The sequence below is a fragment of the Acinetobacter bereziniae LMG 1003 = CIP 70.12 genome, assembly GCF_000368925.1.
In the GTDB taxonomy this organism is placed as follows: Bacteria; Pseudomonadota; Gammaproteobacteria; order Pseudomonadales; family Moraxellaceae; genus Acinetobacter; species Acinetobacter bereziniae.
Genome location: NZ_KB849756.1, coordinates 99,363 through 122,045, shown reverse-complemented (window position 1 = coordinate 122,045; position 22,683 = coordinate 99,363). Strand labels below are relative to the sequence as shown.

The following is a 22,683-nucleotide window of genomic DNA, read 5'->3' as shown; positions in this document are numbered from 1 at the left end:
TAAGATATTAAAAAATATATAGCTTTTTCAGCAATCATATTAAAAATTGTTGATAAATTAAATGATTTTTTATCTGAAAGTTTGAGCATCTAAGGCATGCATTGCTTGGTAATGCGTCAAATAGACTGTCCCACTCAGTTCATTGATTAAATTCGACTGTTTTAAACGATCCATAACTGGACCTTTAATCTCAGTAAAATGCATCTGAATTTTTAAATTCTTTAATTCATTATTGATTTCTTCCAATGTTTCTAAAGCACTTGCATCAATATTGCTGATACTTGAACAATTAATCACAACATGATGCAGTTCAGGATGTTGACTGACTTCAAAAATCACAAATTCTTTTAAAGTATTAGCATTTAAAAAAGTTAAATTCTCATCTATACGGATTGAGACAATATTGGTACTGGTCAGCACTTCATGGCGGGAAATATTACGAAAGTGTTGAGTACCTTCAACTAGACCAATCACAGCGATATGTGGGCGACTGATTCGCCACAATAACAAAATGAATGTCGAAATAATGCCGATGATTAGACCTGTAGAAATGTCGATACACAATACGCCAAAAAAGGTCACCCACATTGCAAGACCATCTGCTTTTGAATAGCGCCAAGTTTCAATAAACGGCTTAAAATCGACTAACTTCCAAATCGACACCATAATGGTTGCTGCAAGAATTGCCAGAGGCAACTCTTTAAATAATCCTGTAAGATATAAACTGACAATAACAATAAAAATAGATGATAAAACTCCAGCCATCGGTGTTTTTGCACCAGCATCTGCATTGACTACAGTACGGGATAAGCTACCCGTCACAGGAAATGCCGAGGTAACACCAGCACTAAAATTGGCAAGACCTAAGGCTATAAGCTCTTGATTGCTATTTAATTCACTACGTTGTTGAAAGGCAGTCGTCTGAGCTATGGATATAGACTCTACAAAACTGACCATTGTAATCATGGCTGCACCAGGCAGAAGCTGAATCACTAAATCCCAGTTCCAGTAAGGCATGGCAAACGGTGGAAATCCTGAAGGAATTTCACCGACAGTTTTAATTCCATATTGATCTATATGTAAAAAATGAATCAATGCAATTGAAATAAACACCAATATAAGAGGCAGTGCCTTGATCCAAAATTGCACAGAAGTTGAAAAGGTATGGCAGATTTTTGACTTCAAAAGGTTTGGCATATAGAGCAAAAACAGTGTTGCAGCGATACCAAAAACTAAAGTTTCAATACTGGTAAATCGAAGATATTGCCAAGCACTTTGGATAAACTCAACGATATTTCCTGATTTTAGTGGAATATCCAACATAAACTTCACTTGGCTGAGTGCAATCAACACAGCAGAGGCGATAATAAAACTTTTAATTACAGGATGGCTGATTAAACGAATTAAAAAACCAAACCTAAAAATGCCAAGTAATGTCGAAAGTATGCCAACTAAAATTGCCAATAAGCATGCGGCTTGAATATAAACAGGTGATCCAACCTCATACAAAGGTTCAAGCGTTGCAAAGGTCATCATCGAAATCAGTGCAACAGGACCAATGGACAAAGTTGGGCTTCCGCCAACGATGGCATAGATGATCATTGGTAAAATACTGGCATATAACCCCGTGACTGGAGGCAAGCCTGCAACCATTGCATATGCCATTCCTTGTGGAACCAGCATGGCAATAACGATTAAAGCGGCGAGTAAATCGGCTCGAAATTTAGGAACAGTATAGTCTTGTAACCATTGCCAAGCAGGAAGCATTTTACTAAATTGCAATCTAGGAGTAGCCATTGGATTTTCAATATCACATTTTCATATATATTATGCAGAAAAAATGCTAAGAAAAATAGCGACAATAAGTGCTTAAGAGATAAGTTTCTGTTTTTATTTTTAAAATTATAGAAAAGTTTAAATTTTAGGACAGTAAAGGTCATACAGCATTTTTAAAACAGTGGTGAGTTTGTCATCTTTAATCGAATAATAAATCTGTTTTCCATCTCTACGTGTCGCAACCACATCACTTTTACGTAACATCATTAATTGTTGTGAGAGTGTTGGTTGATTAATTTGAGTATGTTCTTCAATTTGTGAAACATTCAACTCTTGTTGAGCCAAATGACACAAAATGAGTAAACGATCAGTATTCGCCAAAGATTTTAGGATTGTAACAACTGATGAGGCAGAGTCACGCATGACATCAATTTTAAGATCGTTGGGCATAAAACATTTCCATCATGGTTTGGCTTAGTATAACTGTGTCCAAGCATGTCGCATGGGTTCGAACATATGTTTTTTCGTGAATTTCTAAATCAATTTTATAAATATATACATGTTGATATTTATACAATATTTAGCGGTATTTTGACATGTATGAAAGATGTTGAATAAATAGACAAAAATACGTCTTATGTTATGATAACGAAAACAACGCAAACAGACTGGGGATTTTTCCATGAGTCAATTTACAGTCATGAAAACTTCATTACGGGAAGAAGCAACAATTCCAATGCTTGCTATTGATGCATTTCATGATGCATTTAGGCAGGCGAGTTTGTCTGATGCGGGTGTCACCTATGTTAAAGATCGACTACTTGTTCAACAATTGCATGGTGAAGTCACCGTTATTCAAGATTTATCTACAGCATATATATTACCTAAATTAAAACGTAGTGTTTTAAAGCGTAAAAAGAAACAAGAGGTCTTGGCATAATTTTTACATGCGACCACCACGAATAAGAATGTTTGCTGGTCCGAATGGATCAGGTAAAAGTACCATCAAAGATTATTTAGCTCCGAATCAAATTGGAGCGTATTTAAATGCTGATGAACTGGAAAAGCAGTTGCTTGCTACTCAGCAACTCTGTTTAAATGATTACCATGCAGCTTTATCAGCTCCTGCCTTATTGACGTTTTTAAAACAAAATAAACGTAAAAGAAATGAAACATTAGTACCTCTATTATTCACTCAACCTAAAATCATACATGATCAAGTGATTGTTTTTGAATTAGATGAAGTAGATTCATATCTTTGTGCGCGCATCATTGATTTTATTCGAATGGAGTTTTTAAAGCTCAAAATAAGCTTTACATTTGAAACAGTGATGTCACATGCTAGTAAAGTCGAATTCTTAGGTGAAGCAAAACGTCAAGGGTTCAAAACATATTTATATTATGTTGCAACAGTAGATCCTAAAATAAATATTGCACGTGTTAAGTATCGTGTTTATGCCGGTGGACATGATGTTCCAGAACATAAGATCTATGAACGATACTATCGCAGTTTAGATTTATTGATGTCCGCTATTGAGGTTTCTGATCGCGCATATATTTTTGATAATTCAAGTGATGGTGAAAAAGCTTCTTTTATTGCTGAAATTGAGAATGCCGAAGTATTAAAATTAAATCCAGCTGTCCATTATTTTCCCAAATGGTTTGTTGATAAAGTATTGAATGAATTTAATGAAGAATGATTCTGTATTCAATTTTTCATTCAAAGGTCTGTCAATGTATCAACGAGTTATGAGTTGGTCTAGCCAAACTCATAGCGCTTAATTTTGAAAATTTATATTATTCATGTGTTTGCAGAAAAGTTTATATCGATATACAACAATGATATTGAATAAATTATTAAAACATATATTATAAAAATATATATTGTTTGGGTTTAAAATGATGCATGACTTTATCCTTGCTTTCATTGGTGGCACTTTACTTGGGCTGGCTGTTGTCGGCTATTTATTGGTGAATGGTCGTATTGCGGGTATTAGTGGTTTAGTTGCACAAGTATTAAACCCTAAAACCCTATTAAAAACGCCTGCATTATGGTTTTTATTAGGTTTGTTGATTACGCCATTTTTTTATAATTCTATGGTTCATCCTCAAATTGAAATGATGACTACAGATCCAATTTTATTGATCATTGCAGGTCTTTTGGTTGGATTTGGTACGCGACTGGGTTCAGGCTGTACCAGTGGACACGGTATTTGTGGGATTAGTCGCTTATCTAAACGCTCATTCGTTGCAACCTGTACTTTTATGCTGACAGGATTCATGACTGTTTATGTGATGCGTCATGTGTTGGGAGCATGAACATGAAAAATATATTTGCTTTTGTTTTTGGTGGTTTATTTGCAATTGGTCTCATGCTTTCAGGCATGTCGAATCCTGCAAAAGTGATTGGTTTTTTAGATATATTTGGTCATTGGGACCCAAGTTTGGCTTTTGTCATGATCGGCGCGATCATGGTCGCATTTTTACCATTTCAGAAGGTGAAACGTCAGCCAGTCACTTTATTTAATGAAAAAATTGACTTACCGATCAATACGAAAATCGATACAAAGTTGATCCTCGGCGCTGTGCTTTTTGGAATAGGATGGGGAATCGCAGGTATATGTCCAGCTCCTGCATTTACTTTGATCGGCGCAGGTGTTTATCCCGCACTGTACTTTATTATCGCAATGTTGGCTGGTGTCCTTATTCACCGTAAGGTTGTAGGAGTGTAGTTGGTGATGAATCCAATTGTTCAAGATTTTTTTGATGAAAACAGCAATACGTTCAGTTATGTTGTGACTGATCCAATAAGCAAATGTTGTGCAATTATTGACAGTGTATTGGATTATGATACAGCATCAGCGACCACCAGCACCACGCATGCAGATCAAATCATTGAATATATTCAACAACACCAACTTTGTGTTGAGTGGATTTTGGAAACACATGTACATGCTGATCATTTAACGGCTTCACAATACTTAAAGCAAAAGCTTGGTGGACGAATTGCAATGAGTGAAAAGATTGCTATCGTACAGGATACTTTTAGCCAAATTTATCATCTGGATATAAAGGCATTAAACTCTCATCAGTCATTTGACTATTTATTTAAAGATCATGAAGTTTTTAAAATAGGTCAATTAGAGGCTTATAATATTCCGACACCTGGTCATACTCCTGCTTGTTTAACCTATGTGATCGGAGATGCGGCATTTGTTGGTGATACATTGTTTATGCCAGATTATGGTACTGCTCGTTGTGACTTTCCAAAAGGTAGTGCGGCACAACTTTATGATTCTGTCATGCAGATTTTTAAATTAGCTGATGATACTCGCATTTTTTTATGCCATGACTATCTTTCTGAGTCACGTACAGACTATGCTTGCCAAACGGATCTTAAAACTCAACGCCAAGAAAATATTCATATCCATAGCGGTGTCACAAAACCAGCATTTATTCGCATGCGTGAACAGCGTGATGCTAGCTTATCCATGCCTAAATTGATTCTTCCTGCGATCCAAATCAATATGGATGCAGGGAAGTTTCCTGAAGCTGAAAGTAATGGGGTTCGATACTTGAAGTTGCCGCTAAATTATTTTAAATAATAAAAAAGTGATTTTAAACAATAGTCAATTGTTTCAAATATTATCCGACAAACTTCAATTGATTATTGTGAATAAACATGTCAGTGTTAATCTGATGAAGATAAATTAGAAAAATAGTAGACAATAATTTAAACATAGATTTTATTGATAAATTTGTCTATAATTTCGCATTCTTTTATTATAAATGTGACTTGATTCAATTTATTTTCTGATAAATGAAAGGGTTAACATTTCTGTTAATGATTGCAAAATAAACATGTGGCTAAAATATATCATCTAGAAAAAGAGTTTATATTGAATTTGCACTGATATTATAGGATTAATCTATGGCTGGCGCACATTTACCTTATGATCGAAATATAAATCAGGTGGGTTCGTCTCGGAATTCTATAAAGCCGCAGTGTGTGCAAATTTCAAATGAAGTTAAGTTTGCCTTAGACCAAGTTCCACATTTAATTTGGATGACTAAATTTGGTGAAGGCTATTGTAATACTGCTTTAAAACAATATTTCGGAATTGATCATAATGAGATTGACGCTCATCAATGGATGGAGTTTTTACATCCAGAAGATAGAGCGCTGATGCAAAACATTTGGATGAAAGCATACAAAACAGGTCAACGTTTTGAACAAGAATGCCGTATCCGACGCCATGATGGTAAATATCAATGGTTTTTATTGAACGCACAAAGTGCGTTATATCAAAAGCAATATTTTGATTGGACAATCACATGTAGCAATATTCATGAACGCCTTTCAAAATTACAGGAAACTCAACAATTATTAAAAGCCAATACTGACATGCTCGATGCGAGTGTTGACTGTATCAAAATCATTAGCCCAGATGGTTATGTTTTACACATGAATAAATCGGGCAGTCTCGCACTACTCGGACAAGAAAAAGTCACAAGTTTTGGTATGGAATGGTTGGGATTGTTGCCCCCTGAAGTGCGTGAGCAAGGTAAAAAAGCAATCAAAGAAGCGGCTAAAGGAAAAAATGCCCGATTTGCTGGAAAGAGTATTTTAAATAATGTCACCATGTATTGGGACAATATATTGACGCCTATTGTCAATGCACAAGGGCAAACGACCAGTATTTTGTGTGTATCAAGAGATATTACGAAACAACGCATTGCTGAAGAAAAGCTACGATTAAACAGTGAATTTGATGAAATGACGAGTTTGATGAACCGTCGTGTATTCAAAAAAAGGCTAAAATCTTCGATCAGTAAAGCCCGAGATTCCCGTGGCAAAATTGGATTATTATTACTTGACCTCGATCATTTTAAACACATTAATGATACTTTAGGGCATTCAGCAGGGGATCATTTACTCAAAGTTTTATCGAAACGACTAGCCAATTGTCTTGATGAACATGCCTATATTGCGAGACTGGGGGGGGATGAGTTTGCTGTAGTGGTTGAAAATGTAGAAAACAATCAAAAAATTGAAACAGTCTCAAAAAAATTATTAAAACAATTAGAAGCGCCAATTACTTATACTGGTAAGTTATTAAACGGCGGTATGAGTATTGGTGGAGCAATTTACCCTGATGATGCTAAAGATGGATCGGGTCTTTTAAAATGTGCCGATACAGCATTGAATGACTTAAAAGAGCGTGGACGTGGTGGTGTGCGTATGTTTGGGGCTGATATGTTGGAGACTGCACAACGTAAAGCTAAACAATTACATACTGCACGATACATGATACGAAGTAATCAGGTTGAGGCATTTTACCAGCCTAAAGTAAAACTGGATGATTGTTCAATTATTGGCTTTGAAGCATTATTGCGGTGGCGAGATGTAGAAGGAGAGGTCTATTTCCCCTCTACCGTAGCAGAGGCGTTTAATGATTTTGAATTGGCCACTAAAATCAGTGAAATTATGCATGATCGTATTTTTACCGATATGTCGCATTGGATGAACCTGGATTTAAAGGTTGTTCCCATTTCGATTAATGCCTCACCTGTAGAGTTTATGCGAGATAATTATGCCGAAACTTTATTAAAACGACTGACAAACTATGCAATTCCTGCACATTTGATTGAAATCGAAATAACGGAGCATGTACTTGCAGATCGTGGTTATGAATATGTGGTTCGGGCATTAAAAAAACTTAAACATGCAGGGGTTCGTATTGCTTTAGATGATTTTGGGACAGGGCATTCTTCAATGTCACATATCCGAGATTATCCAGTAGATAGCCTCAAGATTGACTATAATTTTGTTAACCGTATGCATGAGGAAGATTCAATCAAGGCGATCGTCGAAGGAATTGCCAAGCTTGGTCCAATTTTATCACTAGATATTGTCGCTGAAGGAATTGAAACCACACAACAATTGGACAGTTTAATCGCGATAGGATGCAAATTCGGTCAAGGTTTCTTATTTAGCCAAGCGATCAACGCAGATCAAGTACAAAAAATGTTAGGCAAACAGATTCTCGTTTCGCCGGACATGTATCATTAAATGCATAATTAATTCAGTTTATTCAGCGCATTTATATAAAATCAAAATATTTTTAAAAATAGCTTGAAAAGTCATGGCACAGCGAGTATTGTGAATTCAAGATAGATTTTTATGAACGACATAAAGATGTTAAAGCAACCTGTAATCGCTACTTCTTATTATTTTTGGCAATTCTTTAGATAGTTGCCTGAAGTCGTTCGGGCACTGAAATGGTTGCCCATCAAAGTTAATACCTGATCGGCAACCCTGATCAGGTTTTTTTATGCCTATATATTAACCTTTTAAAATAGATTGAATTTAAAGTTTTGGAGAATGTCATGATGAAATTTAACGCTGTATATTTTAGCAACTTTTATTGGTTTTACTTTGGTCAAATGAACAATTTGATTGCCCATTTGAATAGATCCCATACGCTCAAATAAAAGTTAGGACTGAGTGAGAGTCCAAAGGAATACATTATGAATGCTCTAAATATCGCTTTACAACAAAATCAAACGATAGAAACTCAGTTAGCTTTGCCTTATGAGTTAAAAGAAAAATTCCCATTACAACATAAACTTGCTTTTCAAGTTGCTGAACAACGTCAAACAATTCAAAACATTCTCAATGGTTTAGATCATCGTTTACTTGTGATCACAGGTCCATGCTCAATTCATGATGAAAAATCTGCACTTGAATATGCAGATCGTTTAATTCAACTCCAAGAAAAAGTTTCAGATCATATTTTTTTAGTGATGCGTGCATATATTGAAAAGCCACGCACAACAGTGGGCTGGAAAGGTTTTTTATACGACCCAAATTTAGATGGGTCTGCCAATATGCAATTGGGTTTAGAGAAGTCACGCCAACTTTATTTGCAAATTATTGAAAAAGGTTTACCGATTGCCAGCGAAATTTTAAGCCCGATGGCAACAGCTTATTTTGATGATTTGTTGGCTTGGGGTGCGATTGGTGCTCGTACCAGTGAGTCACAAATTCACCGTGAAATTTCAAGTCACATGCCTTTCAGTATCGGCTTCAAAAATGGTACAGATGGTTCAATTCAAATTGCTTTAGATGCAATCCAATCTGCAAGCCATGCTCATCAATTCCTTGCCATGAGTCAAAAAGGTACACCGTGCATCATACATAGTCAGGGCAATCCTTTAGCGCATATCATCTTGCGTGGTTCTAACAAAGGAACCAATTATGATGCTGCATCGATTCAGCAGATTCGCCATCAACATCAAGGAAAATTACCTGCGCTGGTGATTGACTGTAGCCATGGTAACAGCAGTAAAGACCCTTTAAAGCAACCGTTGGTTTTACAGCAAATTATTGAAGAAAGACATTTAACTCATGTTCGTGGTGTGATGTTGGAAAGTCATTTGGTTGATGGCAATCAAAAAATTTCTTGTGATATGACTTATGGTCAATCTGTTACGGATGGCTGTTTAGGTTGGAGCAAAACTGAGCAGTTGCTTTTGGAAGTTGCTGAACAGCTTTCTGAAAAGACTTTAGCGTGTTCGGCTTAATAAGTTGTAGAACTGTACTAATTTTCGATATGAAATTAAAAAGACCAGAAAATTCTGGTCTTTTTATAAAGTGCTTAAAAATTAAAGTCCAGCTTCATATTCAGTGTTACTGAGTAACTTTTCAACATCAGCAATATTGTCTGGCTTAATCTTATAAATCCAACCTTTGCCATATGGGTCATCATTGACAAAATCTGGATCATCTTCAAGCGCGGTATTTACTTCGACCACTTCACCTGAGACAGGAGCATGAATATCAGAAGCAGTTTTCACTGATTCAACAACACCTGCCTGAGCGCCAGCAGTTACACGGCTACCTACTTCTGGAGCTTCAACATAAACAAGGTCACCCAAAGCATCTTGAGCATGATCTGAAATACCGGTAATCACGAGATCACCCTCAATTTTTACCCATTCATGTGTTGCTGCATACTTCAAATCAGAAGGATGATTCATAATGACTCCATTAATCCATTTATTTTTGCCACGAGTTATACCGCTTTTTCAAACAAAACAAAAAGCAGAGATACTGATAAACTTATTCATATAAATCAATAATCAGTGCAAAGCATATTATAAGTAAGGATCTTTACGCCAACTGCTAGGACTGCGTCCACTCCAACGTTTAAATGCACGACTAAAATTTGCTACATCACTGTAGCCAAGTTCATCAGCAATTTGCTCAAGGGTATAGTCGGTACGTGAAAGTAACGAAGTTGCGTGACGGTAACGAACTTCGTCAACCAATGTTGAAAAAGAAGTTCCTTCAGCTGCCAATTGACGTTTTAAGGTACGATCGGACATATGTAGGCGATCTGCAACATTTTCGATACTGAGATAATGCTGTTCTGAATGAGTTAAAATATCACGCACACGCATTGCTAAACGGCGTCTTTCGCCTAAAGCGGAAAGTTCTGCTTCACATTGGTTAATCGCAATTTGACTGGCAATTGGGTCGGCATTGACCATCTTTAAACCCAAATAAGCTTTGTCAAAACTGGCAATTAAGTGTGGCTGTTCGAAACGCATAGTATATTGCTTTGACAGTTTTTCAACGTATTTGTCAAAACCTTCTGGCTTTGGAAAGTCAAAATCAATATCACCATGCAGGTCATTAATTCCAGTTAATGCCTTTGCCATGGTCATGATCCCAAAAGTCAAACCCATCACAATTTCAGTGCGCAAAGGTTCGATTTCAATATCACATTGCAACTGTAATGTCGCTTTTTCACCGAATGTTGAGAAGTACAATTGCAAAAAGGGCATACGCAATTGAATAAATCGGTTTGCCAGTACCAATGCATCAGTAATGTCATTGGCAGTCATGATGGCATAGCCAATAAAGCCATGAATTGAAATACGCATCTGTGTTCCGAGGTGAAAGCCTAATGTGCTTTCGCCTGTCAGTTTCAGCGCATGTTTAATGAGCTCATTGGCAAGTGGTGTAGGTATTCGACACTCTGGTTCTGCGAGCTGTTCACTGGTAAAGTTAAACGGTGCAAATAATGTTTCCGCACTATATCCCCAACGCGAAACGATATCTAATAATAATAGTCCATAAACACCAGGAATTCCCTGATCTTGGCGAGCTGAGACTGTTTTCATGTGCTTTCCATTGCTCTGAACATTGCTTTTACTTGTTTCATCATATTGTCATGATATGGAAAAACCCTTAAATATTGTAAGACAAATTGAGGATTAATGCGCATCAAAATTACGTTTAAATACCACGATTTTGGTGGTTGAAATAAGTAATACATCATCATTTTGGTTTTTAGCTTGTGTGATATAGGTCACAATAGCACGATCATTTTTAGTTTTAGAAGGGGTAATCGAAACAATTTCAACATCGACATGAATTCGATCGCCAACTCGTGTAGGTCTGGGCCATCGTAAGCTGGACTCTGAACCAATCAGTCCATATGCAACAGGGAAGCATTCAGTCCAGAGTCGCATGGTGACTGCCGATGTATGCCAGCCACTTGCTGCTAATCCTTTAAAAATTGGATGATCTTTGGCTTTTTCTGCATCGGTATGGAACACTTGCGGATCATACTTATGTGCAAATTCTAAAACTTCATCCAAAGTCATTTCGTATTCACGACTTTTAAAATGATCACCTACGTTTAAATCTTCCAAATACAACATTGTTTATACATTCCCTTAATTTCACAAGATACTTATAAATCATGAATTTCTAAGTATAAAAATTAAATTATCTAAACATTTTCATTGTAAATTACCGTTAAGCAATTTCAATGACTGTTTTGCCAAGGATTCATTTTTTTAAGTCGCATTAAAAAATACATTTCAGTTTTTAAACAATTCTAATCTTCGCATTGTCCAATGACTTTAAAGCAATGAAAATACGACTAAAGTTAATTAAGTGCTAGGTTCAAATGTTTTAAGCATCCAAACTTCACAAGCATGACTATGACCTGTGTTGCCTTTAGGCGCGGGCAAATGCTCAAAGCCTAATTTTTCATAGAGTTTTATCGCTTGCCACAGGTTTTTAGTGGTTTCTAAATAACAGGCTTGAAAACCATGATGTTGGGCAAACTCAAAACATTGTTCAAGGATCTTTTTTGCAAATCCCAGACCACGAAGTTCGGGTAAAAAATACATTTTTTGAATTTCTAAAATAGAGGAATCGCCCTGTAATGGTGAAATACCGCCACCGCCAACGATTCGACCATTGCCATCCTCAATCACCCAATATTGTGCATTGTCTTGTGCGTATACTTGATATAAATCATCCAGAATAGGATCGGCAACAGCAAAGCCAGACTCAGGTGCAAGACCAAATTCTTTAGATACCTCCCGAATGACTTGTGCAATCGCAGCATTATCTTGTATTTGTATGGTTCGAATTTGATACATATGAATATGAAAATAAAAAGGTAGAATTTTTATAGCAAAAATTCTACCTTTTGTGATCAGTTGATAATTTAATTGATCAAAACTATAGCAGTTGAGGTTTGATCAACCATTCGAAACTATTTCAGTTCACTGGATGATTTTCCTAATTCACGACGGGCAATAATCAACTGTTGAATTTGTTGTGTACCTTCAAAAATGTCGAGAATTTTTGAGTCACGTGCCCATTTTTCAAGCAGTTCATCTTCGTTATAGCCCACACTTGCGGCGAGTTCTACACATTTCAATGTAATTTCATTGCCAATACGTCCAGCTTTAGCTTTGGCAATTGAGGCTTCGCGCGAGTTGGGTTTTTTATTATCCGCCATCCAAGTGGCTTTAATGGTGAGTAAACGAGCAGCTTCCCATTCCGCTTCCATTCGATAAATTTGCGCTGCTAAATTGGAGCTCTGTAAATATGGAGTGGCATAGTCAGCATCAAGTTCATCTTTAAAAATTTCCTTGATTCGTTCTAAAGATGCTTTGGCACAACCTACAGCCATTGCTGCAACCAGAGGGCGAGTATTATCAAAGGTTTCCATTACCCCTGCAAAGCCTTTTGCGACATCAATTTCAGCATTGCCAAGTAAATTCGCGGCAGGTACTCGACAGTCAATAAAACTGATTGCAGCCGTATCTGATGCTTTAATTCCGAGTTTATGTTCTAAGCGTTCAACTTTCATGCCTGGTGTACCTTTAGGTACAACAAAAGATTTGATCGCAGCTCGACCCAATTTTTTATCTAATGTTGCCCAGACCACCACAGAATCTGCACGCTCACCTGAAGTTACAAAGATTTTCTCGCCATTGAGAATATATTCGTCACCGTCTTGTGTTGCCGTGGTACGAATAGCAGCGGAGTCAGAACCACATCCCGGTTCAGTAATCGCCATTGCTGCCCATGTACCTTTAAATCGTTCTAGCTGTTCATCATTGGCAACCGCAGCAATCGCAGAGTTTCCTAAACCTTGACGTGGCATAGACAGAAGTAAACCAGTATCGCCATAGCACATTTCGATAATGCCTAAGGCGGTTGACATATTGGTCCCATTTTTATTGCTGTTGTCATGGTCACCACGTTTGTTGATTGCAGCACCAGCATTTAAGCCATCGCCCCCATCGTTCATACCATCAAGTAAAGAGGCAAGCATATCCAACTCTTTTGGGTAGGCATGTTCTGCTTTATCGTATTTACGTGAAATTGGACGTAATACATTAACAGCTGTTTCATGTGCTTGGTCTAAAAGCATTTTGAATTTTTTTGGATTTTGTAAATTCATGAGTAATATCCTTTTTATTCGTTTTAAGCATGTAAACCAGAATGTAAAACAGCTGTAGCACGCAGATCACGGTACCAACGTTCAGCAGGATGCTCTTTGGTAAAACCATGTCCACCTAAAATTTGTACGCCATCTGTGGCGATTTTCATCGACTTTTCAGCACAAAGTAAGCGTGCTAAATATGCTTCACGATGGAAAGGTTGCCCTGATTCTGCCAAACTTGCAGCGTTGAGGATCAGCATACGCATTGCATCAATTTCTATTGCCATATCGGCAATCATAAAAGCTACACTTTGACGATGTGAAATAGGTTCACCAAATGCAGTGCGTTCATTGGCATATTTGATACTGTATTCTTTGACTGCTTCACAAGTTCCTACAGCCAGTGCACACCACATTAAATTACCTAAATCTAAAAAGGCAGGGTAGTTAAAGTCCTCATCACCCAATCGTTGTGCAGGCGTTTGATCAAACTTAAGGGTCACTGTTTCCGTCGCTTTTAGACCCATTGCCGGTGTTTTTTTCACCGTAATACTGGAGTCACGGTTGACAATAAACACATCAGGCTTACCATTAAACTCAGCACTAACCAGTAGTAGATCAGCCGTTTCACCAAGCAAAACCAACGTTTTTTCACCCGTTAAGCTAAACTGACCATTTTGTGATGTTGCTTTGGTTTTTAAACGCATTGGATTAAAGGCAGGGGTTGCTTCTTGTACCGCAAAAGTGGCTTGAATTTCAGTATCATTGGCAAAACTAGGTAAATAAAGCGATTGTGATTTCTCAGAACCCCATTGCGTAATTGCATTAATCACACTAAATGTTGAGAGCAATCCCGCTGCAAGAGAAAAGTCACCTTTTGCTAAGCGCTCGGCAATCAAAATATTACTGACAATATTTTTCTCAGAAGCAACTCCACCTAAGGCTTCAGGCAACGCATAGTAATTCAAACCTAAGTCGATGCTGTGCTGCCAGAGTTCTACAGGAAATTTTTCATGATGGTCGGCTTGATGCGCCAATGGATAAAGTACTTCTGCGGCAAATTGATCCATTGCATCAACAGTCATTTGCTGTTCTTCTGTCAAGCTTAGATCAAAAAGCGATTTTTGTTGGTTGGGCAGTCTTTGTTTAGACACATTTGGATCTGATTTAAAGGCTTTTTGCGTGGCACTGAGCGTTTTAAAACCTGCTTTTGATCCTTGATAAAGTGATCTTTCAATAAATTTGCGCAATTTAAATTGATCAAGTAAATCGCTGCCTGCAATTTTTGTAATTAGATTTAAGCCCAACCCCTGAGCTTTATTTACCATATTGGTCATTCCGAAATACCCTGTATTCTAGTGTTGGTATGCGATCATCCTGACATGCAAAAAAAGAAAAAACTATGTCATAGATGACAAACTGATTGACCGTAGATGAATGGTTGTTAAAGTTGATTTATCAGATTTAATATGTTGTATTTATTTAATTATTTTTAAATAAAAATACCCAACAAATGTTGGGTATTGGTAAAAGTGACATTTTTGCAAAGTCACTTTAAAGAACTTTAAGATTGACCTACAGAAACGGAGTAATCATTTTACGTACATTGGTTTTGGCTTCAATTACAGTCATAAAGGTATAGGCACCAATAAATTTACGGCTAATAAACATAAACTCTTTCGGTGGCACACTGAAATAACGTGATGCCATTGATTTGGAAGCACGCTGCATCACACGACTATGTAATTGGCTTTTTTTCCAGTCATAACGATTATGTTGATCCATCACACCAGCAGGTAGATCAGGATTATTTAGTGGTGTGCTGAATGCTTCTGTTGCCAATAAGAAAACTTTTGCCATATCGGGTTTAATACTGAGCGGCATTGCATCAAAAAACTCATAGCCAGACATTGCATTGACCATCGCTTCAGCATCATGGTGATAACCTGCTTTAATCAAATTACAGGCAACTTTAAGAAGTTGGTTATCAAACTGACGAATCGCGCCAAAATCTAACAAGATGATTTTATCTTTGATGTCTTCTCCATTACCTAAACGAACCAAATAATTACCAAAGTTCGGGTCTGTCTGCATTTCACCCCATTCAAAGAGTTCACGCACTGCAATTTCGAGTGAAGCTTCACCCAAAAGATTACGTCTTTCTTGAGGTAATGACAGCATAACAGGGCTGTTAATCGGCACACCACGTTCAAATGTCATACACAACACTTGATTGGTACAATAATCATCTATAATTTGTGGAACGCCATAGCGAGGATCTTCTTTGAGTCGTTGTGCGAAACGTCGAGTTGTTGCCGCTTCGACCTCGTAATTTACTTCACGATGCATCATTTCGCGAACTTCATCAAACCATTGATCAAATTCACGTGTTTGCGGAACCATACGCGTTAACTTGAGCATATTTTTAAATAGGCTCATGTCTGAGTCGATGGCATCCGCAACGCCTGGATATTGAATTTTTAAAACCAGTTCTAAACCATCAGATTTACGCGTTGCACGGTGAACTTGGGCAAGGGAAGCTGTACCGATGGGTTCGTGGTCGATGGTTAAATCATTCAGTTTGGAGCCTAACTGGCTGACCAATTGTTGTTTAATTGCTGGCCAAGCAAGTGCAACGGTTTGATTGTTTAATGTATTGAGCGCTTGAGTAATTTCTTCAGGTAAAAAGTGTTCGCCATAGAGTGCCATCATTTGACCAATTTTGACGATCGAGCCTTTTAACTTGCCAATTTCCTGAACCAGATAATTGGCTTGTTCTTTCATCGCTTGTTTACGTTTTTTCTCTTTTTCTTCTTCACTTGAAAAGATTGAACTCGCACTTGAAGCTGCCCAGCGTGTACCAGCCAATAAGGATGCTTTTGCAATTGATAAACGGCGATCCATTGACGAGGTTTTTAACTGTTTGAGCTTTTCGTTCTGATCTGACATGAAGATAAAATCCTTTATAAGCGATTCGAAAAGATAAATAAGAACTAAGTGTAAGGAATATTACATGGAATGGCTGTATTTAAATAGTTCAATTCGCTGAATGGGGGAATTAAATTGATTCAATAGACCGTCAGCAAAATAAATGATTACATTCTGAACTGAATTTTAATCTCATTCCGAGCAGATAAGCTTAGTCGATTGACTTCAATATGTTGGCTGATCATGTCTTTAACTTGTTGGCTTGTAAATCCAAGTGCATAACCTTTGACAATAATGATACTCGGCAGACTAAAGAAAAAATATTTTACATCTTCAAGTGAAGGGGTTTCATAAACACCTTTTTCACTGAGTGTTTGTTGAAAAAATTGCTTTTCAGCTTTTACAGTTGCTGTAGATTCATCATTCCACCAAGATTGCCGCATGGCCATGAGATTGTTGTGTTTGTAACTCATAAATTAACTAAATTCAGAATAAATTTGAGGGCATTTCTATATATAAAGGCGAATCCATATAATTTCAAGCGAAGCCTTACTTGCAGTCGATTGCTTAACGATTTCAATACTGAAAATCTAGACAAACATGAGGAGATTGTATTTTATTTGAAATCTTTTAAACTGCTATTTTAAGCACTTAAATTAGAATAACTTGTTTATGGGGAATTTGATGTATTTAAAATATTGGGCATTGGGATTGGTTTTGGCTTTGCCGATTCAGGCACAGGCAATGGGTTATAGTACAGATTATATAAGTTGTATGAATGCTGCTGGTACACATTCCGCAAGCCTAGCAAATTGTATGCAAAGTGAATTTAGCAAACAAGATGATCGTTTAAAATCACTTTTTAAACAGACCCTTGATCTGTATTCGGATAAAGAAAAGAAAGCGCAAAAAAAATATCAAAAACAATGGTTAAAACAACGTAGTCAACAGTGTGATAAAGCTCAAAAATCTGTTTCAGACGATTATAAAATGAAATATTACAATTGCGCCCTGAAACAAACTGTAAACCGCGCGAATAGTCTAGAAAAACTCACTTATCGCCTGTAAATTTTGACAAAGTGGATAAATAATTGGCAAGTAAATTGTAGTAAAGGATTATAAATCTGGTTGAAAACAAGGTATCATAAGGCGTTTGAAATTATGACCTTGGAGAAACCCTAAGTGGATCGACCGACTATTAGCCCTGAACATTTACAGGAAGCTGCTGAAAACCTTTCAACAATTCGTGATTTTATTCGTTTTGGGGTTACAGCTTTACGTCAATACGATGCACATTTAGGTCAAGGTACAGAAGATTATTTTGCTGAAAGCTCTGCACTGGTCTTACAAACACTATCTCTAGAGTGGAATGCTGATGCTGAAATTTTAGATTCAAAATTGTTGCCAAGTGAAAAAGCTGAATTTCTTAATTTATTAGAACGTCGTATCAATGAAAAAATTCCGACCTCTTATTTATTAAACTTGTCTTATTTCTTTGGTAAACCTTTTTATGTCGATGAACGTGTATTGATTCCACGTTCACCGATTGCTGAATTGATTGAAAATCGTTTTGCACCCTATTGTTTGGATGAAAATGGACAGCTTCTTGAAGCTAAAAATAATTTGCCAGAAAATCCAAATCCAAAAACGCCTCAACGCATTTTAGATATGTGCACAGGTTCGGGCTGTATCGCGATTGCATTGGCATATGCATTCCCAGATTCAGAGGTTGATGCCACTGATATTTCTAAAGAGGCTTTAGAAGTTGCTTCTATCAATACCGAACATCATAACAAGCAGTATCAAGTTGCATTACTTGAATCAGATTTGTTTGCAAAAATTCCTGCTGAAAATCAATATGATTTAATCGTTTCTAATCCACCATATGTGGATGCTGAAGATATGGCTGACTTACCAGAAGAATTCCATCATGAGCCAGAATTGGCGTTGGCAGCTGGTCAGGATGGTTTGGACTTAGTCCGTAAAATGTTGGCTCAAGCGGCAGATTACTTGACTGAAGATGGTTTGATTGTCATCGAAGTCGGTAATTCTGAATGGGCAATGAAACAGAATTTTAATACGATTGATTTCTATTGGTTACAGTTCCAAAAAGGTGGTTCAGGCATATTTGCGCTTACTGCTCAACAGTGTCGCAATTTCCGTGATTTATTTATTCAATCGATTCAAGCATAAGGAGTTGTAAACATGGCAGGTAATAGTATTGGACAGCTCTTCCGTGTAACGACTTGTGGTGAATCTCATGGCGTAGGATTGATGGCAATTGTGGATGGCGTACCGCCCGGATTGGAATTATCTGCCGAAGATTTACAAATTGATCTGGATCGACGTAAACCGGGGACTTCCAAGTTTTCTACACAACGTAAAGAACCAGATGAAGTAGAAATCATTTCAGGTGTTTTTGAAGGTAAAACGACAGGTACGTCAATTGGCTTATTGATTCGCAATACAGATCAAAAATCCAAAGATTATGGCAATATCGCACAAACCTTCCGCCCAGGGCATGCTGATTATACTTATACGCAAAAGTATGGTTTCCGTGATTATCGAGGTGGTGGTCGCTCAAGCGCACGTGAAACAGCAATGCGTGTTGCTGCGGGCGCGATTGCTAAAAAATTCCTTGCTGAAAAGTTTGGTATTGTGATTCGTGGGCATGTGACGCAGATCGGCACTGAAAAAACAGAAACATTGGATTGGAATGAAGTACCTAATAACCCTTTCTTTTGTGGTGACATCAATGCAGTGCCTCGTTTTGAAGCCTTAGTGACTTCTTTAAGAGAACAAGGCACAAGTTGTGGGGCAAAACTTGAGATCCTGGCAGAAAAAGTGCCTGTAGGTTGGGGTGAACCTGTATTTGATCGTTTAGATGCAGATATTGCACATGCGATGATGTCAATCAATGCAGTCAAAGGCGTAGAAATTGGTGATGGTTTTGCTGTTGCAGAACAGTTTGGTCATGAAACACGTGATGAGTTGACCACAGATGGCTTTCTTGCCAATCATGCAGGGGGCATATTGGGTGGAATTTCTTCTGGTCAGACCATTCGTGTCGCGATTGCACTCAAACCTACTGCAAGTATTACGACTCCTGGCAAAACCATTAATTTGAATCGTGAAGATACGGATGTATTAACCAAAGGTCGCCATGATCCTTGTGTGGGGGTACGTGCAACGCCTATTGCTGAAGCAATGTTGGCAATTGTGTTGATGGATCACTTTATGCGTCATCGCGCACAGAATGCGGATGTCGTTGCTCCTTTTGCGCCAATTGAGCCTAAATGATTTCAATATTCGGGGGTATTTTTTAATTAAAAATACCCCTTATGATTTTGAAAAGTATGAGAAGTTGCATAAAAATGGTAACTTCTATACATAAAAAACCAGACTTGATGTCTGGTTTTTTATTCAAAGCATTGAAAATTTAATTATTTTTCAACGATCTGACCTGTATAACCTTTTAAGAAAGTCAAGTAAGCAGAAGACTGTTGTCCATCAGCTTTTAAAATTGAACGTTCTACATCACCTTGATTAGTAACCAATTTAAGCGAAATTTCTTTACCGTTACGGAACGAGTTTAGGAAACTTACTGGAACATTGATTGAGTTTGATGACACTGTACCAGCGTATTGTGTGCTATTGATGGTTGAGTAGGTATAAGGTTGACCATCAACAAGGAAAACGAACTGAGTAATATCATATTTGGTTGGATTATCGATTTCTGCAGTAATCTTAAAACCATCACGGATTTCATCTTTCCAACGCATCGAAAGCTCAGGGCAAACTTCATTTGCTTCACAGATTAAAGGTCCTTTGGTCACGACTCTTTCTGGATAAGAACCAGCACAACCTGCCAAAGTTAAGCATGCTAAAGAAGAAATTAAAGCAAATTGAAGTTTCATAACGCTTCCTAATAAGTTCATTCGTGTTATTGATTGTTCATAATGTATATAAAATTTACCGCTTTTTAGTAAAAAAGTGAATTAAAATATTTCAGTAAATTGTACAGCGCCTATATTTGAAGCAGTTATGTTAATCAGTTGTTAAAATATTCAAAATTTCTCTGGCGACATTGGCGGTTAATTGCTCTAAGCGAGCAACAGGCGTTGCATCGATGAAATATTGGTAACTGTATTTTCGTTGCTGATAAAGGATACTAATAAAAAATGTACCTTCCGGTTTTTCAGCCGTTGCACTACCTCCTGGTTTAAGCAAACCAGTACAACTCACCATGATATCTGCCAAAGGAAACAGTTGCTTGCCATGAACCGCCATTGCCTCAGTTACTTGAGCTGATTCAGCTGTATACTGTTCGATAAGAGAAGGAGCGATTTTCAGCACAGAAACTTTAATAGACGGATCATAGCTGACTAATCCACCCAATAAAATATCAGCACCACTATGTTTATAAATTGAAAATTGACTACATAAATAGCCAGAACTGGCACTTTCAATAAAGGCGACTTTTAAACCTTTTTGTTCGAGAAGGTTACAACACTGTACTAAAGACATTGGTTCTGAACTCTTGATGAATTATATTGTATTCAATCAGTTGAATGCAGAAATAATAGCAAATTTTATCAACCTGCTGAATAGTGTACTATTGTGAGTAAAAAATAATCAGTCTGAATGTGCCTCCGTGATTTTGAAATAACACTGTCATATTTCTTTGCGATACTTTACTCAGACAAAATAAAAACAAAAGATAATTACAAAATCAGTTAAAAATATAATTAGCGTAAACGTCTGTATCTACAGCCGACCCACTTTTAATCAGTGGGTTTTCCTTTTTATGCCATTTGGAGAATTACTATTCAATATTATCAAATTTTATCTTTCAAACAGCTAAAAAAGTGATATAAATAAAAATAAAGTGCATATGAAAAAGGAGTGTGAATAATGAAAACAACAGTTAAATATGTTGTCTTAAAGAGCAGAGAATATCAGCTTGGCACACCTCTATTTGAAGAAAGTATTGAAGCTGAAGGTGATTATTTTGATCAAATACCCGATGTAATTCATTATCAAAATCACGAATTCAAGGTCAAGTCAAAAGAGCTAAATCGAAAACAAATTTTTGATGATTTCGAAGAGTCGCAAACCATTTTAGTCAAAGTGATTGCAATCACATAATTTTCTATTCGTTTTAATTATTAAAGCCCACGATATCGTGGGCTTTAATATTGAACAAATTAAATTTATTGTTTAATGATTAACACTGGCAACTGAGTTTGTCCAAGTACGTCTTGAGCGAAGCTTCCCAATAAAAACTTTTGGAAGCCTTTTCGTCCATGTGATCCCATAACAATCAGATCAGTGTTCAATGACTCCGCTGTCTTAATGAAGGTTTCTGCAGACACCGAATTTCTCACCACTTGAGTTTCGATTTGTGCACCTTGTTGTTCTGCCAGCTGTCTCGCTTTGCTTAAAGCTTCCTCAGCATTTTTGATTGCTTCTTGAATATATTCTTTCAGCATATCTGGAGAATAATAGAAGTCCGCTGCTGCAAATGGATCATCTGCAACAACACTGATCGCAGTAAGTTTACTGCCAAATGCTTTGGCAATAGATGCAGCATGCTTGATTGCTGAGAAAGAAATGTCTGAACCGTCAACTGGAACAAGAATATTTTGATAAGACATAATTTCACCTTTTAATTATTGAGCTTGAAAATACTAATCTTCACTGAGTGTTGATTTAATAATCAGTACAGGCAGTGGACAAATCGATAAAACTTCCTGAGCAACGCTACCTAAAAAGAATTTTTTGAAACCTGTACGCCCATGTGATCCCATAACAATAAGATCTACATTCAATTCATCAGCAGCATTCAAAATACCGGTTGCTGGAGGAACTTCACGAACAACTTTGGTATCCACAGCACTCACGCCATGGTGCAGTAATGTTTCTTGAATATCTTTTAAACGTGCAAGCGCATTTTTCTCAGCTTCGAGTAAATATTGTGTCACCGCAGGCGCAACTTTATAGAAGTCGACTCCCTTAAATGGGTCGACAGCAATCACGCTGGTTACGGTAATTTTACAGTTAAAAGCAAGTGCAAGTTTCTCAGCATGTTCAACTGCAGCATAAGAAATAGGAGAGTCATCTACAGCAAGAAGGATATGTTGATAAGCCATTATTAGTGTCTCCTTTTTATCTGATTCTTGATTCATTGATAACACATTGTAGCCATTGTCGC

The 22,683-nt window shown here is 37.1% G+C and carries 25 protein-coding genes; 11 read left to right on the top strand and 14 right to left on the bottom strand.

What is annotated here, in order from left to right; translation table 11 throughout:
* Window positions 1-69: 69 nt before the first annotated feature.
* Window positions 70-1,797, bottom strand: a complete 1,728-nt coding sequence (locus F938_RS10735; RefSeq protein WP_005031695.1) for a SulP family inorganic anion transporter — start codon at window positions 1,795-1,797, stop codon at window positions 70-72.
* 117 nt (window positions 1,798-1,914) lie between these two features.
* Entirely contained in the window at window positions 1,915-2,226 is a 312-nt protein-coding gene (locus tag F938_RS10730) for an ArsR/SmtB family transcription factor (RefSeq protein WP_004830638.1), read from the bottom strand.
* A gap of 232 nt (window positions 2,227-2,458) precedes the next feature.
* Between F938_RS10730 and F938_RS10725 the strand changes: the two genes are divergently transcribed.
* The 7 genes from F938_RS10725 to F938_RS10695 all read left to right on the top strand — a co-directional run bounded on the left by F938_RS10725 (window position 2,459) and on the right by F938_RS10695 (window position 9,363).
* Entirely contained in the window at window positions 2,459-2,716 is a 258-nt protein-coding gene (locus F938_RS10725; RefSeq protein WP_005031694.1) for a hypothetical protein, read from the top strand.
* 7 nt (window positions 2,717-2,723) lie between these two features.
* Window positions 2,724-3,476, top strand: coding sequence for an ATPase (locus F938_RS10720; protein ID WP_005031693.1), 753 nt, complete (start codon window positions 2,724-2,726; stop codon window positions 3,474-3,476).
* A 202-nt stretch (window positions 3,477-3,678) separates the two neighbouring features.
* Window positions 3,679-4,095 carry a YeeE/YedE family protein gene (locus F938_RS10715; RefSeq protein ID WP_010591261.1) on the top strand — a complete coding sequence of 139 codons (417 nt, stop codon included), beginning with the start codon at window positions 3,679-3,681 and terminating at the stop codon, window positions 4,093-4,095.
* 2 nt (window positions 4,096-4,097) lie between these two features.
* A complete protein-coding gene (locus tag F938_RS10710) occupies window positions 4,098-4,508 on the top strand; it encodes a DUF6691 family protein (protein ID WP_005031691.1) in 411 nt (136 codons plus the stop codon).
* Between the two features lie 6 nt (window positions 4,509-4,514).
* Window positions 4,515-5,381 carry an MBL fold metallo-hydrolase gene (locus tag F938_RS10705; RefSeq protein WP_005031690.1) on the top strand — a complete coding sequence of 289 codons (867 nt, stop codon included), beginning with the start codon at window positions 4,515-4,517 and terminating at the stop codon, window positions 5,379-5,381.
* Window positions 5,382-5,707: 326 nt separating this feature from the next.
* Window positions 5,708-7,849, top strand: coding sequence for a sensor domain-containing protein (locus tag F938_RS10700; RefSeq protein WP_005031689.1), 2,142 nt, complete (start codon window positions 5,708-5,710; stop codon window positions 7,847-7,849).
* A gap of 458 nt (window positions 7,850-8,307) precedes the next feature.
* Window positions 8,308-9,363 carry a 3-deoxy-7-phosphoheptulonate synthase gene (locus tag F938_RS10695; RefSeq protein ID WP_005031688.1) on the top strand — a complete coding sequence of 352 codons (1,056 nt, stop codon included), beginning with the start codon at window positions 8,308-8,310 and terminating at the stop codon, window positions 9,361-9,363.
* 81 nt (window positions 9,364-9,444) lie between these two features.
* On the opposite strand, the gene gcvH is transcribed toward F938_RS10695, so the two are convergent.
* From gcvH to F938_RS10655, 8 genes are all read right to left on the bottom strand, one after another.
* Window positions 9,445-9,819, bottom strand: a complete 375-nt coding sequence (gene gcvH, locus F938_RS10690) for a glycine cleavage system protein GcvH (protein ID WP_004830659.1) — start codon at window positions 9,817-9,819, stop codon at window positions 9,445-9,447.
* Window positions 9,820-9,936: 117 nt separating this feature from the next.
* Window positions 9,937-10,968 (bottom strand): AraC family transcriptional regulator, encoded by a 1,032-nt coding sequence (locus F938_RS10685; RefSeq protein WP_005031687.1) that lies wholly within the window; start codon window positions 10,966-10,968, stop codon window positions 9,937-9,939.
* A gap of 93 nt (window positions 10,969-11,061) precedes the next feature.
* Window positions 11,062-11,511, bottom strand: coding sequence for a MaoC family dehydratase (locus F938_RS10680; RefSeq protein WP_004830661.1), 450 nt, complete (start codon window positions 11,509-11,511; stop codon window positions 11,062-11,064).
* Window positions 11,512-11,745: 234 nt separating this feature from the next.
* Window positions 11,746-12,243, bottom strand: a complete 498-nt coding sequence (locus F938_RS10675; RefSeq protein WP_005031686.1) for a GNAT family N-acetyltransferase — start codon at window positions 12,241-12,243, stop codon at window positions 11,746-11,748.
* Between the two features lie 116 nt (window positions 12,244-12,359).
* A complete protein-coding gene (locus F938_RS10670) occupies window positions 12,360-13,559 on the bottom strand; it encodes an acyl-CoA dehydrogenase family protein (protein ID WP_005031685.1) in 1,200 nt (399 codons plus the stop codon).
* Window positions 13,560-13,582: 23 nt separating this feature from the next.
* Window positions 13,583-14,869, bottom strand: coding sequence for an acyl-CoA dehydrogenase family protein (locus F938_RS10665; protein ID WP_171067107.1), 1,287 nt, complete (start codon window positions 14,867-14,869; stop codon window positions 13,583-13,585).
* A 247-nt stretch (window positions 14,870-15,116) separates the two neighbouring features.
* Entirely contained in the window at window positions 15,117-16,490 is a 1,374-nt protein-coding gene (locus F938_RS10660) for an ABC1 kinase family protein (protein WP_004830666.1), read from the bottom strand.
* A gap of 146 nt (window positions 16,491-16,636) precedes the next feature.
* Window positions 16,637-16,942, bottom strand: a complete 306-nt coding sequence (locus F938_RS10655; RefSeq protein WP_026040356.1) for a hypothetical protein — start codon at window positions 16,940-16,942, stop codon at window positions 16,637-16,639.
* Window positions 16,943-17,153: 211 nt separating this feature from the next.
* Between F938_RS10655 and F938_RS10650 the strand changes: the two genes are divergently transcribed.
* The 3 genes from F938_RS10650 to aroC all read left to right on the top strand — a co-directional run bounded on the left by F938_RS10650 (window position 17,154) and on the right by aroC (window position 19,769).
* Entirely contained in the window at window positions 17,154-17,537 is a 384-nt protein-coding gene (locus tag F938_RS10650; RefSeq protein WP_004830668.1) for a lysozyme inhibitor LprI family protein, read from the top strand.
* 114 nt (window positions 17,538-17,651) lie between these two features.
* Window positions 17,652-18,662, top strand: a complete 1,011-nt coding sequence (gene prmB, locus F938_RS10645) for a 50S ribosomal protein L3 N(5)-glutamine methyltransferase (protein WP_005031679.1) — start codon at window positions 17,652-17,654, stop codon at window positions 18,660-18,662.
* Window positions 18,663-18,674: 12 nt separating this feature from the next.
* Window positions 18,675-19,769: a chorismate synthase gene (gene aroC, locus F938_RS10640; RefSeq protein ID WP_005031676.1), complete on the top strand. Its 1,095-nt coding sequence runs from the start codon at window positions 18,675-18,677 to the stop codon at window positions 19,767-19,769.
* 143 nt (window positions 19,770-19,912) lie between these two features.
* On the opposite strand, the gene F938_RS10635 is transcribed toward aroC, so the two are convergent.
* The gene (locus tag F938_RS10635; protein ID WP_005031671.1) at window positions 19,913-20,386 is read right to left on the bottom strand and encodes a hypothetical protein; all 474 of its coding nucleotides are present in this window, start codon (window positions 20,384-20,386) and stop codon (window positions 19,913-19,915) included.
* A gap of 130 nt (window positions 20,387-20,516) precedes the next feature.
* Window positions 20,517-20,996 (bottom strand): CinA family protein, encoded by a 480-nt coding sequence (locus F938_RS10630; protein ID WP_005031670.1) that lies wholly within the window; start codon window positions 20,994-20,996, stop codon window positions 20,517-20,519.
* A gap of 387 nt (window positions 20,997-21,383) precedes the next feature.
* Here F938_RS10630 and F938_RS10625 point away from each other — a divergent pair, with 387 nt between their 5' ends.
* Window positions 21,384-21,617, top strand: a complete 234-nt coding sequence (locus F938_RS10625) for a hypothetical protein (protein WP_004830673.1) — start codon at window positions 21,384-21,386, stop codon at window positions 21,615-21,617.
* Window positions 21,618-21,682: 65 nt separating this feature from the next.
* Here the strand turns inward: F938_RS10625 and F938_RS10620 are convergent, their stop codons facing one another.
* Together F938_RS10620 and F938_RS10615 are read right to left on the bottom strand one after the other, a co-directional pair.
* Window positions 21,683-22,126, bottom strand: coding sequence for a universal stress protein (locus F938_RS10620; protein ID WP_004830674.1), 444 nt, complete (start codon window positions 22,124-22,126; stop codon window positions 21,683-21,685).
* Between the two features lie 33 nt (window positions 22,127-22,159).
* Entirely contained in the window at window positions 22,160-22,621 is a 462-nt protein-coding gene (locus tag F938_RS10615; protein ID WP_004830675.1) for a universal stress protein, read from the bottom strand.
* Between the last annotated feature and the right edge of the window lie 62 nt (window positions 22,622-22,683).